The 12344-nt window shown below is 68.1% G+C and carries 10 protein-coding genes; all 10 read left to right on the forward strand.

What is annotated here, in order from left to right:
- Positions 1–97: 97 nt before the first annotated feature.
- Genes uraD (ABD768_RS32700) through ABD768_RS32745 form a run of 10 tightly spaced genes read left to right on the forward strand, consistent with a single transcriptional unit; the run spans position 98 to position 12305 of the window.
- Positions 98–2023, forward strand: a complete 1926-nt coding sequence (gene uraD, locus ABD768_RS32700; RefSeq protein ID WP_344847086.1) for a 2-oxo-4-hydroxy-4-carboxy-5-ureidoimidazoline decarboxylase — start codon at positions 98–100, stop codon at positions 2021–2023.
- Positions 2020–3504 carry a xanthine dehydrogenase small subunit gene (locus ABD768_RS32705; protein ID WP_344847088.1) on the forward strand — a complete coding sequence of 495 codons (1485 nt, stop codon included), beginning with the start codon at positions 2020–2022 and terminating at the stop codon, positions 3502–3504. The genes uraD (ABD768_RS32700) and ABD768_RS32705 overlap by 4 nt, the downstream gene beginning before the upstream one ends.
- Complete coding sequence (xdhB, locus tag ABD768_RS32710; protein WP_344847093.1) at positions 3501–5858, forward strand: xanthine dehydrogenase molybdopterin binding subunit; 2358 nt, start codon at positions 3501–3503, stop codon at positions 5856–5858. Before ABD768_RS32705 ends, xdhB begins: the two co-directional genes overlap by 4 nt.
- A 14-nt stretch (positions 5859–5872) precedes the next feature.
- Entirely contained in the window at positions 5873–6700 is an 828-nt protein-coding gene (xdhC, locus tag ABD768_RS32715) for a xanthine dehydrogenase accessory protein XdhC (RefSeq protein WP_344847095.1), read from the forward strand.
- On the forward strand, positions 6697–7989 hold the full coding sequence (gene guaD / locus ABD768_RS32720) for a guanine deaminase (RefSeq protein WP_344847097.1): 1293 nt from the start codon (positions 6697–6699) through the stop codon (positions 7987–7989). Before xdhC ends, guaD begins: the two co-directional genes overlap by 4 nt.
- Positions 7986–8477 carry a 2-oxo-4-hydroxy-4-carboxy-5-ureidoimidazoline decarboxylase gene (uraD, locus tag ABD768_RS32725; RefSeq protein ID WP_343966134.1) on the forward strand — a complete coding sequence of 164 codons (492 nt, stop codon included), beginning with the start codon at positions 7986–7988 and terminating at the stop codon, positions 8475–8477. The genes guaD and uraD (ABD768_RS32725) overlap by 4 nt, the downstream gene beginning before the upstream one ends.
- Positions 8474–8803 carry a hydroxyisourate hydrolase gene (gene uraH, locus ABD768_RS32730; RefSeq protein ID WP_343966136.1) on the forward strand — a complete coding sequence of 110 codons (330 nt, stop codon included), beginning with the start codon at positions 8474–8476 and terminating at the stop codon, positions 8801–8803. The genes uraD (ABD768_RS32725) and uraH overlap by 4 nt, the downstream gene beginning before the upstream one ends.
- Before the next feature lie 4 nt (positions 8804–8807).
- Positions 8808–9713 (forward strand): factor-independent urate hydroxylase, encoded by a 906-nt coding sequence (gene pucL / locus ABD768_RS32735; RefSeq protein WP_344847101.1) that lies wholly within the window; start codon positions 8808–8810, stop codon positions 9711–9713.
- A complete protein-coding gene (locus tag ABD768_RS32740; protein ID WP_344847103.1) occupies positions 9710–11062 on the forward strand; it encodes an 8-oxoguanine deaminase in 1353 nt (450 codons plus the stop codon). Before pucL ends, ABD768_RS32740 begins: the two co-directional genes overlap by 4 nt.
- Entirely contained in the window at positions 11055–12305 is a 1251-nt protein-coding gene (locus ABD768_RS32745; RefSeq protein ID WP_344847105.1) for a DUF6986 family protein, read from the forward strand. The genes ABD768_RS32740 and ABD768_RS32745 overlap by 8 nt, the downstream gene beginning before the upstream one ends.
- Positions 12306–12344: the final 39 nt, after the last annotated feature.

Below are 12344 nucleotides of genomic sequence, written 5' to 3' on the forward strand. Positions count from 1 at the left end.
CCGCAAGTTCGGAGGTTTATCGGGTGCAATCAATCGCCGCCTGAGCCCAAGCTGTCGTGCAGGTCAGATCCGCCGCGACCCCTTGGAAGGTGCCGAAATGAAGGCAGAAACGCGACCGAGCCGCGCGAACCGTCATCCCGTCGACGAAGTCCTGTCGCCGGGCAAGCTCGCCGTCTACGGCACCCAGCACGTGCTGGCCTTCTACGCCGGCGCGGTGATCGTCCCGATCCTGCTGGCGAACTCGATCGGCCTGACCACGGCGCAGCTCGTGCACCTGATCAACGCCGACCTGTTCACCTGCGGGATCGCCTCGATCATCCAGTCGGTCGGCTTCTGGAAGGTCGGCGTCCGGCTGCCGCTGCTGCAGGGGGTGACGTTCACGGCCGTGTCGCCGATGATCGCGATCGGGCTCGCGGCCGGCGGTGGTACCAACGGCCTGCTGGTGATCTACGGCGCCGTCCTGGTCGCCGGGTTGGCCACCTTCTTCATCGCGCCGTTCTTCAGCAGGCTGATCCGGTACTTCCCTCCCGTCGTCACCGGCTCGGTGATCACGATCATCGGCCTGGCCCTGCTGCCGGTGGCCGCCGGCGACGCGACGGGTGGCGCTGGACCGACGTCGGACCCGACGAGCGGCAAGAACCTCGCCTACGCACTCGGCACGCTCGCGCTGATCGTCTTGATCCAGCGGGTCTTCAAGGGCTTCATGGCCACCGTCGCAGTACTGGTTGGCCTGGTCGTCGGCACGCTGGTCGCCTGGGCCTTCGGTGACGCGCACTTCGGTGCGGTCGGTGACGCGGCCTGGGTCGGTGTCACGCAGCCCTTCTACTTCGGCTGGCCCAAGTTCTCGATCGCCGCGATCATCTCGATGGTCGTCGTCATGCTGATCACCGCGGTGGAGACCACCGGGGACGTGTTCGCGACCGGTGAGATCGTGCAGAAGCGGATCAGCCGCGACGACATCGCCCGGGCGCTGCGGGCCGACGGCTTGGCGACCACCATCGGTGGCGTCTTCAACTCCTTCCCCTACACCTGCTTCGCCGAGAACGTCGGTCTGGTTCGGCTGACCCGGGTGAAGAGCCGGTGGGTGGTCGCGTCGGCGGGCGGGATCATGATCCTGCTCGGGCTGATCCCCAAGGCCGGTGCGATCGTGGCCGGCATTCCGCACCCCGTACTGGGTGGTGCCGCCCTGGCGATGTTCGCCACCGTCGCGGTCGTCGGCTTCCAGACCCTGGCCAAGGTCGACTTCCACGACCACCGCAATGTCGTGATCGTGGCGACCAGTGTGGGTCTGGCGATGTACGTCACCGCGCAACCGCAGATCTCCCAGGCGGTGCCGGGCTGGGCCGAGATCATCTTCGGCAGCGGCATCACGCTGGGCAGCCTGACCGCCATCGGGCTGAACCTGCTCTTCCACCACGTCGGCAAGGACTTCGGGCCCGCTGTGGCCGGCCAGCCGACCGGGAGCGGACTGATCCGGCTCGACCAGGTGAACAAGATGAGCCGCGACGAGTTCGTGCAGACCTTCTCCGGACTGTTCCAGGGACCGACCTGGATGGTGGAGCGCGCTTGGGAGATGCGGCCCTTCAACGACACCCACGCGCTGCGGCGGTCGTTCCAGGAGGCGCTCTTCTCCGGGTCTGCTGAGGAGCAGCGTGAGTTGATCGGGTCGTATCCGCAGCTCGGGTCGCAGTTCGTTGCCGACGGGCTGAGTGGTGAGGCTTCACTGCGGGATCAGGCGACGCGTGGGCTGACCTTCCTCCCCGAGCAGGACCGGGACGAGTTGGCGGCGATCACCGCGGAGTACAAGGAGCGCTTCGGCTTTCCGCTCGTTATCTCGGTCAGGGATGCGGAGTCGTTCGACCGGATCGTCGAGCAGGGCCGGGCGCGGCTCGGCAACTGCGAGAACCAGGAACACGCCGCCGCGCTGCTGGAGATCGCGAAGATCGCCGGCTACCGCTTCGACGACTTCCTGCAGGACGCGAACCCCATCCACAGTGCAAGGACCCGCTGGAGCCGACCATGACGACGATCAAGGTGAACGGCCGGGACGCCGGCCTCGACGGCGTACCAGTCCACACCACCGTGCTGGACTGGCTGCGCGACCGCGGGCTGACCGGCGCCAAGGAAGGCTGTGCCGAGGGTGAGTGCGGCGCTTGCTCCGTACTGGTCGCCCGCCCCGGCATCGACACCCCCACCCAGTGGACCGCCATCAACGCCTGCCTACTCCCCGCCGCCTCCCTGGACGGCCAGGAGATCATCACCTCCGAAGGCCTGGGTAAGAGCGCTGCCCTGCACCCCGTCCAACAAGAGATGGCCGTCCGGGGAGGCTCCCAATGCGGCTTCTGCACCCCCGGCTTCGTCTGCAGCATGGCCGCCGAGTACTACCGCCCGGACCGTACCGCCGCCACTGCAGACGCTGACCGTACTGCCGATGCTGACCGAACTGCCGCCGCTGACGGTGCCTGCGCCCACGAACACGGCCCCAACGGCTTCGACCTCCACGCCCTCAGCGGCAACCTCTGCCGCTGCACCGGCTACCGCCCCATCCGAGACGCCGCCTACGCCCTGGGCGAGCCCGCAGCCGACGACACCTTGGCGGCTCGTCGCTCATCGCCACCCCCTCCCCCGGTCGCCACCCAACTGTCGGTCAACGGCTCAGAGTTCCTCCGCCCTTCCACGCTGACCGAGGTACTAGACCTCCTCGCCAACCGCCCCGAGGCGCAGCTCGTGGCCGGCTCGACCGACGCCGGCGTCGAGGTCAACATCCGAGGCCAGCGCCCACCCCTGGTCATCGCCATCGACCGCCTACCCGAACTCCGCGAGTTCGACTTCGGGGTCAACGAGGTGCGGATCGGGGCGGCGTTGACGTTGAGCGAGATCGAGCGGTTGCTGGGTGGGCGGGTCCCGTTGCTGGCACAGCTCTTCCCTCAGTTCGCCTCTCGATTGATCCGCAACGGTGCGACGATCGGCGGCAACCTCGGGACCGGGTCGCCGATCGGCGATACACCGCCGGCCCTCCTCGCCCTCGACGCATCGCTCGTCTTGGCGTCGAGGCGCGGTGAGCGCGTCGTGGCCTTGGCCGACTACTTCACGGGCTACCGGCAGACGCTCAAGGCGCCGGACGAGCTGATCCGCAGCATCGTGGTTCCGTTGCCATTGGCACCTATGACTGCTTTCCACAAGATCGCCAAACGGCGGTTCGATGACATCTCGAGTGTTGCTGTCGGGTACGCGGTGGAGGTTGTCGACGGAGTGGTCGAGCAGGCGCGGATCGGTCTGGGTGGGGTGGCGGCTACGCCGTTGCGGGCGCGGGCTACCGAGGACGCGTTGGTCGGACGGCCGTGGACCGAGCGGACCGTTCGGGAAGCGTCCGAAGTGCTCGCCGGGGAGGGGACTCCGATGGACGATCACCGGGCCAGTTCGGCGTACCGGTCGGCGATGCTCGGGCAGTCGCTGCTCAGGTTCTTCGCTCAGCATCTCGCAGCAGAGGGGGTCAGCGCATGAGCTCGCTGTCGCTTCGTCCTGAGAACTCGGTCGTCGGGCTGCCGTTGCCGCACGAGAGTGCCGCGTTGCATGTGACCGGCGAGGCCCTCTACACCGACGACCTGGTCATCCGCACCCACGACGTACTGCACGCGTGGCCGGTCCAGTCGCCGCATGCTCATGCGCGGATCCTCGACCTGCGGGTGAAGCCGGCGTACGACGTACCGGGCGTCGTCCGCGTCCTGACGTCCGAGGATGTGCCTGGCGTCAACGACGCCGGCGTCAAGCATGATGAGCCGCTGTTCCCGTCGGAGGCGATGTTCCACGGACACGCGATCTGCTGGGTGCTCGGTGAGACGCTGGAGGCTGCCCGGCTGGGTGCTTTGGCAGTCGAGGTCGAGTACGAGGAACTTCCTTCCTTGGTAACCGTCCGCGAAGCGATTGCCGCGGGCAACTTCCAGGGGATCGGCCGGCACCTGGAGAGCGGCGATGTCGAGGCAGCGCTTGCATCGGCACCGCATGTCTTCGAGGGCGAGTTCGAGTTCGCCGGCCAGGAACACTTCTACCTGGAGACGAACTCCGCCCTGGCGCTCATCGACGAGGGCGGCCAGATCTTCGTCCAGAGCAGCACGCAGCACCCGTCGGAGACGCAGGAGATCATCGCCCACGTGCTCGGCGTCGCCAACCACGCGGTGACCGTCCAGTGCCTGCGGATGGGCGGCGGCTTCGGCGGCAAGGAGATGCAGCCACACGGCTTCGCGGCCATCGCGGCGCTCGGTGCGACGCTGACCGGCCGACCCGTACGGCTGCGGCTCAACCGCACCCAGGACGTCACGATGACCGGCAAGCGGCATGGCTTCCACAGCTCCTGGCGAGTCGGCTTCGACGACGACGGTCATCTGGTCGCGCTGGACGCAACGCTCACAGCCGACGGTGGCTGGAGTCTCGACCTGTCCGAGCCGGTGCTCGCCCGCGCGATGTGCCACATCGACAACGGGTACTCGATCCCCAACGTCCGCGTCGACGGCCGGATCGCCAAGACGAACAAGACGTCGCAGACCGCCTTCCGCGGCTTCGGCGGGCCGCAGGGCATGCTCGTCATCGAGGACATCCTCGGGCGGTGCGCGCCGAAGCTCGGGTACGACGCGATGGAGCTGCGGCGGCGCAACTTCTACCAGCCACTCGACAGCACGCCGTACGGGATGCCGGTCCGGCACGCCGAGCGGCTCGAGGCGTGCTGGAGCGAAGTACTGGAGACCGCGGACGTCGAGCGACGCAAGGTGGAGATCGAGGAGTTCAACGCCTCGCATCCGCATCTCAAGCGGGCGATCGCGATGACGCCGGTGAAGTTCGGGATCTCCTTCAACCTGACCGCGTTCAACCAGGCGGGCGCGCTGGTGCACGTCTACAAGGACGGCTCGGTGCTGATCAACCACGGCGGCACGGAGATGGGCCAGGGCCTGCACACGAAGATGCTGCAGGTGGCGGCGACCTCACTGGGCATTCCGCTGTCGCGGGTGCGGCTGGCGCCGACGCGGACCGACAAGGTGCCCAACACGTCGGCGACGGCAGCGAGCTCGGGGGCCGATCTCAACGGAGCGGCGATCAAGAACGCGTGTGAGCAGATCCGCACGCGCCTCGAACAAGTTGCCGGGGGCAAGCTCGGGATCGGCGCGCATGATGTGCGCTTCGCCGACGGTGTCGTCCGCGGGCTGACCTTCGACAGTCCGACGCTCAGCTGGGAAGAGGTCGTCCACGCGGCGTACTTCCAGCGGGTGCAGCTGTGGGCGGCCGGCTTCTACCGGACCGAGGGCCTGCACTGGGATGCGAACGCGATGCGCGGCGAGCCGTTCAAGTACTTCGCGTACGGCGTGGCCGCCTCCGAGGTCGAGGTCGACGGCTTCACCGGTTCCTACACCCTGCGTCAGGTCGACATCGTCCACGACGTCGGCGACAGCCTCAGCCCGCTGATCGACATCGGCCAGATCGAAGGCGGCTTCGTCCAGGGCGCCGGCTGGCTGACCCTCGAAGACCTCCGCTGGGACGAAAGCACCGGCCCGAACCGCGGCCGGCTGGCCACCCAGGCAGCCAGCACCTACAAACTCCCCAGCTTCTCCGAGATGCCAGAAGTCTTCAACGTCCGCCTCCTCGAGAAGGCCCACGAAGACGGCGCGGTCTACGGCTCGAAGGCTGTCGGAGAACCCCCGCTGATGCTCGCCTTCTCCGTCCGCGAAGCGCTCCGCCAGGCAGCAGCTGCCTTCGGCCCGGCTGGAACGAGTGTGGATCTCGGCTGCCCCGCCACGCCGGAGGCGGTGTACTGGGGGCTGGACAAAGCCCGGGCGTGCTCCGCCTCTCCCAGTACGGGTGGGGCGTGATCGAGATGGAGTGGATGCGAGCGGTTCAGCGGCTGCGTGAGCAGCGCCAACCCGGAGTGCTGGTCACCGTGATGTCTGTTCGTGGGCACTCGCCTCGGGATGCCGGCGCCAAGATGGTCGTCTCCACGGACGAGGTCTGGGCGACCGTGGGCGGCGGCAACTTGGAAGCCGTTGCCATCGAGCGGGCGCGGGTGTTGCTTGCAGCGGGTGCGGGCGAGCCCGAGGTACTGGAGTTTTCGTTGTCGGACAAGGCGCCGTTTCAGCAGGCGGTGCAGTGTTGTGGGGGTGAGGTGAAGTTGTTGCTGGAGCCGTTGCCGGTGGTTCCGTCGGTGGCGATCTTCGGGGTCGGTCATGTCGGGCTCGAACTGGCCCGCATCCTGGCACGGCACGACCTTGAGCTGCACCTCATCGACTCCCGCCCAGAGCAGCTCGTACCGGAAAGACTCTCAGTCCTGGACGACGCCGTGGCAGGCGTGCACGTGCACCACGTACCGGTCCTGCCCGAACTCGTGGTCGGCGAGCTCCCACCAGGCACGCACGCACTGGTGATGACCCACGACCACGCCGAGGACGCCGCCCTCTGCGACGCCGCGCTGCGCAACGGGCAGCTGGCGACGATCGGCCTGATCGGCTCGCGCGCCAAGTGGGCCCGATTCCGGCAGAAGCTCGCCGACGACGGCAACCCGGCCGAGGCGATCGACTCGATCACCACGCCGATCGGGCTGTCCGACCTGCCCGGCAAGGAGCCGGCCGTGATCGCGGTCAGCATGGCCGCCTGGCTGCTCCAACTGTTTGCTGCCGAGCGCAACTCCGCGCCGGTTCACCGTGAGGCGAAAGCATGACGCTCTTCAGAGGAACCTTCCTCGACACACCCGAGAACCCGTTCACCGGTGGCACGCTCCGAGTCGCCACCGACGCAGCACTGCTCGTCGAGGACGGCCTGATCACCGCCCGCGGCAGCTACGCGGACCTGCGCGACGCCCACCCGGCCGAGCGCGTCGTCGACCTGACCGGCGGGCTCGTACTGCCCGGCTTCGTCGACACCCACGTCCACTTCCCGCAGATCCGCGCGGTCGGCGGGATGGGCATGCCCCTGCTCGAGTGGCTCGACCGCTACGCGCTCCCCGAGGAAGCCCGGATGGCCGACGACGCCTACGCCCCAGGCGTTGCCAACGAGTTCGTCCGCGGCCTCGCGGCAGCCGGTACGACGAGCGCACTGGTCTTCGGCGCCCATTTCGCCTCCGCCGTCGACACTCTCTTCACCGCCGCCTCCCGCGTCGGCCTCCGGATCACGAGCGGCCTGGTCGTCAGCGACCGCATCATCCGCGCCGACCTACTCACCACTCCGGAGCGCGCGTACGCCGAGTCGCTCGCGCTGGCCGCCCGCTGGCACGGCGTCGGCCGCAACCGGTACGCCGTGACGCCCCGCTTCTCCCTCTCCTGCACCGACGACCTCCTCGCAACCTGCCACACGATCCTCGAGGAGATCCCCGGCGCCCTCTTCACCTCGCACCTCAACGAGAACGAGGCCGAGATCGCCACCGTGACCGAGCTCTTCGGCGGCAGCGACTACGTCAGTACCTACGACAAGCACGGCCTGGTCGACCACCGCAGCGTGCTGGCCCACAACGTCCACCCGACCGACGTCGAGCTCAAGCTGCTCGGCGACAGCGGCGCGACGGTCGCCCACTGCCCGACGAGCAACGCGGCGCTCGGGAGCGGGCTGTTCCCGCTCACCCGGCACCTCGATCACGGCGTACGGGTCGCGCTCGGGTCCGATGTCGGCGCTGGTACCGGCTTCTCGTTGTTGAAGGAAGGGCTGCAGGCGTACTTCTGCCAGCAACTGATGGGCGACCGCGGCCTGGCCCTCAACTCCGCCCACTTGTTGCACTTGGCAACGACTGCCGGAGCATCGGCGCTGGGCCTGGACGATGTCGGCGAGCTGAGTGTCGGCAAGCGCTTCGATGCGCAGCTGCTGCGGCCAGCCGACGGCTCGCCGCTGGCGATCGGCCTCGAGCACGCCGAGGATGCCGAGGACGCGCTGGCCCGGGCCTTCACCCTCGGTACGCCGGCCGACGTCCGTGCCGTCTGGATCGACGGTCAACTGGTCAACGACGTGGAGGTCGGATGAACCTGCAGGAATTCGACCTCGCGCCGGCCGACGAGCTGCGCCCGCTGCTCGCCGCCTGCTGCGACGTCCCGCGCTGGGTCGACCGCATCCTCGAGGCCCGACCGTACGCCGATCTCGCCGCCCTCACCAAGGTCGCCGACGAAGCGTCCCGCTCCCTCACCTCCGACGAGGTCGCCCAGGCACTCGCCGCCCACCCCCGGATCGGCGACCGCGCCGAAGGCTCGAGCACCGAAGCCGCCTGGTCCCGCAAGGAACAGTCCGGCGTCGGCGACGACCCCGCTGTCCGCTCGGCCTTGGCCGATGGCAACCGCGCCTACGAGGAACGCTTCAACCGCGTCTTCCTCATCTGCGCCACCGGCCTGTCGGCGACCGAGATGCTCACCGCGCTGCGCGAACGCCTCACGAACGACGACGCGACCGAAGCGGCCGTAGTACAAGAAGAACTCCGCAAGATAGCCCACCTCCGCCTAGCGAAGGCGATCACATGACCACCCTCTCCACCCACGTCCTCGACACCGCCCTGGGCAAGCCGGCCCAAGGCGTCCCGGTCACTCTCAGCCGTCTCGAACCGGCCGTCCTGACACTCGGCACCGCAACCACCGATCAAGACGGGCGGATCGGCAGCCTGACCACCAAGGAACTCTCAGCCGGCACCTATCAACTGAGGTTCGACACCGCCGCCTACGCGCGGGCGACCAAGCAGGACATCTTCTTTCCCGAGGTCGTCGTGACCTTTCTGATCTCCGATGAGCGGCACTACCACGTTCCGCTGCTGCTCAGTCCGTTCGCCTTTTCCACTTATCGAGGGAGCTGATCCGATGGCGATCCACCTGGGAGCCAATCAGTACGGCAAGGCCGAGAGCCGCGTCGTCCGCATCTACCGCGACACGCCCCGGCACCAGATCCGCGACCTCAACGTCTCGTCGGCCTTGCGCGGCCGGTTCGAGGACGCCCACATCACCGGCGACCAGTCCGCGGTCCTGCCGACCGACACCCAGAAGAACACCGCCTTCGCCTTCGCCAAGGAGAAGGGCATCGACTCGATCGAGGAGTTCGCGCTCACCCTGGCCGATCACTTCCTCGAAGCCTCGGCCGCCGCCGACGGCGCCCGGGTCGAGATCGAGGAGTACAACTGGGAACGCATCTCCGTCGACGGCGCCGGCCACGACCACTCGTTCGTCCGCAGCGGCGCGGGCATCCGTACTACGGTCGTCAACGTCGACGGTCGAGGCGACGACCGCAAGGCGCACGTCGTCTCGGGGATCCGCGACCTGACCGTGCTCAAGTCGACCGGCTCGGAGTTCCACGGCTTCCTCAAGGACAAGTACACGACCTTGAAGGAGACCGACGACCGCATCCTCGCCACCTCGCTCGTCGCCCGCTGGCGCTACGACCACACGGACGTCGACTGGGACAAGTCGTACGACGAGATCAAGAGCCTGCTGCTGGAGAAGTTCGCGACGATCCACAGTCTCGCGCTGCAGCAGACCCTGTACGGGATGGGCGAGGCGGTCCTGGAGCGCCACCCGGAGGTCGCGGAGATCAAGTTCTCGGCGCCCAACAAGCATCATTTCCTGGTCGACCTGAGCCCGTTCGAGGTGGAGAACCCCGGTGAGGTCTTCATCGCGGCCGACCGTCCGTACGGCCTGATCGAGGCGTCCGTCGTCCGTGACGACGCAACGGACGCGGGGTCGGCCTGGCACGCAGTACCAGGTTTCTGTTGATCGTCATCGAGGGCGCGGCCGTGGTCACGCTCGACCGGGAACGCCGGGAGCTGACCACCGGCCATGTCGTTGTCGACGGCAACCGGATCGTGGCGGTCGGGTCGGGGCCGGCGCCGGCCCTTGGCGCAGCACGGGTGATCGACGGACGCGGGTGTCTGGTGACGCCCGGGTTCGTCAACACCCATCAGCATCTGTACCAATGGGTGACGCGTGGACTCGCAGTCGACTCAACTCTCTTCGGCTGGCTCAACACTCTGTACCCCGTCTGGGCCGGCATCGACGAGGAGTCGGTGCACGTCGCAGCACAAGGCGCGCTGGCCCAACTGGCGCGCACCGGCTGCACAACGGCCTCGGACCACCACTACGTCTTTCCCCGGCGAGGGGGTGATGTCCTGGAAGCCGAGATCACCGCGGCCTCTGAGGTCGGACTGCGGTTCCACCCGGCCCGCGGCTCGATGGACCTCAGCCAGAAGGACGGCGGGTTGCCGCCTGACTCGGTGGTCGAGGACCGCGACGAGATCCTGCTCGCGACCGAGGCCGCGATCGACCGGTGGCATGACCCTTCGCCGGATTCGATGCTGCAGGTCGTGGTCGCTCCCTGCTCGCCGTTCAGCGTCACCGGCGACCTCATGCGGGAGTCGGCAGAGCTGGCTCGGCGCAAGGGCGTTCGGTTGCATACGCATCTGGCCGAGACGACTGATGAGGCGGAGTGGTGCGACGAGCGGTTCGGCTGTACGCCGTCGGAGTACGCGGCTGAGCTGGGCTGGACCGGCTCGGACGTGTGGTTCGCGCACGGCATCCACTTCGACGACGCGGAGATCAAGCGGCTGGGCTCGACGGCCACGGGAGTCGCGCATTGCCCCAGCTCGAATGCTCGCCTCGGCGCCGGGATCGCTCGTGTCGCCGATCTGCGAGCGGCCGGTTGTCCGGTCGGGCTCGGGGTGGATGGTGCTGCCAGCAATGAGGCCGGCAGTCTGCTCGAGGAGTTGCGCCATGCGTTGCTGTTCGCGCGCGCTCGTGGTGGGCCGCAGGCTCTCGACGTACGGACAGCCTTGGAGTTGGCGACTCTGGATGGAGCGCGGATCCTGGGTCGCTCGGACGAGATCGGCTCGCTGGAGGTCGGGAAGTTGGCCGACCTCGCCGTCTGGCGACTCGACACCCTCGCCCACGCGGGCATTGACGACCCCGTTGCCGCCTTGGTCCTGGGCGCTCCCCCGCCCCTGGAGCTGCTCCTCGTCAACGGCCGTCCCGTCGTTGAGCACGACACGGTCGTCACCGTCGACGAACCGATCCTGGCCGAGCAGGTGGCCAGGACCCAGCGCACACTTCTGAGGAGCATCAGTGGATGAACAGCTGTTTGCCGAACTCGACCGACGGCTGGCCGACGCCGATGCAGCTCTGGCGACGCTCTACCCGGGTGATCGCGGAGTACGGCAACCGATCCACACCGTCTACGTGCCGGCCGATCGGTTCTTGGTCGGCACCGTCGACGAGTGGGCGGAACAGGCTCGGGCTGTACTACGGGAGCACGGTGGGTCGGTCGCTGAGCTGACCGAAGTACTGGGTTTGCCTGCTGATCATGCTGTCGAGGTCTACGACCGTGTTCGCGCCAAGCTGGCGCGGGAGCCGATCGAGGACCTGCGGATCGACTTCGAGGACGGTTACGGCGTCAGGCCGGACGAGCAGGAGGACACGGCTGCGGTCAGCGCCGGCCAGGCGTTGGCGTCGCTGGTCAACGCGGGCACGGCTCCGCCGTACCACGGGCTCCGGATCAAGTCGCTCGAGGCTGTCAGCCGTCGGCGTGGGGTCCGAACGCTGACGCTGTTCGTCGGTGAGCTGGCCGAGGCCGGTGCGTTGACGGACGGGTTCGTGATCACGCTCGCGAAGGTCACGTCGGTCGCGCAGATCTCGGCGATGGTGGTGGTGCTGGATTCGGTTGAGCGATCGCTCGGGTTGGCTCCGGGGTCGTTGCGGTTCGAGATCCAGGTGGAGACGCCGCAGGCGATTCTCGGGGCGGACGGTACGACGCCGCTGCCGGCGATGATCCGGGCGGGTGCGGGGCGAGTGACTGGGCTGCACTACGGCACCTATGACTACTCAGCTTCGCTTGGCGTCGCAGCGGCGTACCAGAGCATGGAGCATCCGGTCGCCGACCACGCGAAGGACGTCATGCAGTTGGCTGCGGCCGGTACCGGCGTCTTCGTCTGCGACGGCTCCACCAACGTGCTGCCCGTCGGCTCCCGCGAGCAGGTCCACGCCGCATGGCGTCTCCACCAACGCCTGGTCCGCCGCTCCCTCGAACGCGGCATCTACCAAGGCTGGGACATGCATCCCGCGCAACTACCAAGCCGCTACCTCGCGACCTACCTCTTCTACCGCGAAGGCCTTGGTACTGCGGCCGCCCGGCTGCGCGCCTACGTCGAAGGAGGCACCTCCGGCTACCTGGACGAGCCCGCCACAGCCGCCGCCCTGGCCGGCTTCGTCCTCCGCGGTCTCGAGTGCGGCGCCCTCGATCCCACAGAACTCGACAAGCTGATCGGTGTAGACCCCGCCGGCCTCTCGAAACTCGCTCGCCGCCCCCTCCGCTCCTGAAATCCCTCGGTACTTCCGCCATCTGTGGTTAAACTTCCA

Origin of the sequence: Kribbella ginsengisoli (assembly GCF_039537185.1) — a bacterium.
GTDB classification, from domain to species: domain Bacteria; phylum Actinomycetota; class Actinomycetes; order Propionibacteriales; family Kribbellaceae; genus Kribbella; species Kribbella koreensis.

Coding starts and splice junctions, on each gene's coding strand:
- uraD (WP_344847086.1), top strand. CDS start 98: ATGAAGGCAGAAACGCGACCGAGCCGCGCGAACCGTCATCCCGTCGAC.
- ABD768_RS32705 (WP_344847088.1), top strand. CDS start 2,020: ATGACGACGATCAAGGTGAACGGCCGGGACGCCGGCCTCGACGGCGTA.
- xdhB (WP_344847093.1), top strand. CDS start 3,501: ATGAGCTCGCTGTCGCTTCGTCCTGAGAACTCGGTCGTCGGGCTGCCG.
- xdhC (WP_344847095.1), top strand. CDS start 5,873: ATGCGAGCGGTTCAGCGGCTGCGTGAGCAGCGCCAACCCGGAGTGCTG.
- guaD (WP_344847097.1), top strand. CDS start 6,697: ATGACGCTCTTCAGAGGAACCTTCCTCGACACACCCGAGAACCCGTTC.
- uraD (WP_343966134.1), top strand. CDS start 7,986: ATGAACCTGCAGGAATTCGACCTCGCGCCGGCCGACGAGCTGCGCCCG.
- uraH (WP_343966136.1), top strand. CDS start 8,474: ATGACCACCCTCTCCACCCACGTCCTCGACACCGCCCTGGGCAAGCCG.
- pucL (WP_344847101.1), top strand. CDS start 8,808: ATGGCGATCCACCTGGGAGCCAATCAGTACGGCAAGGCCGAGAGCCGC.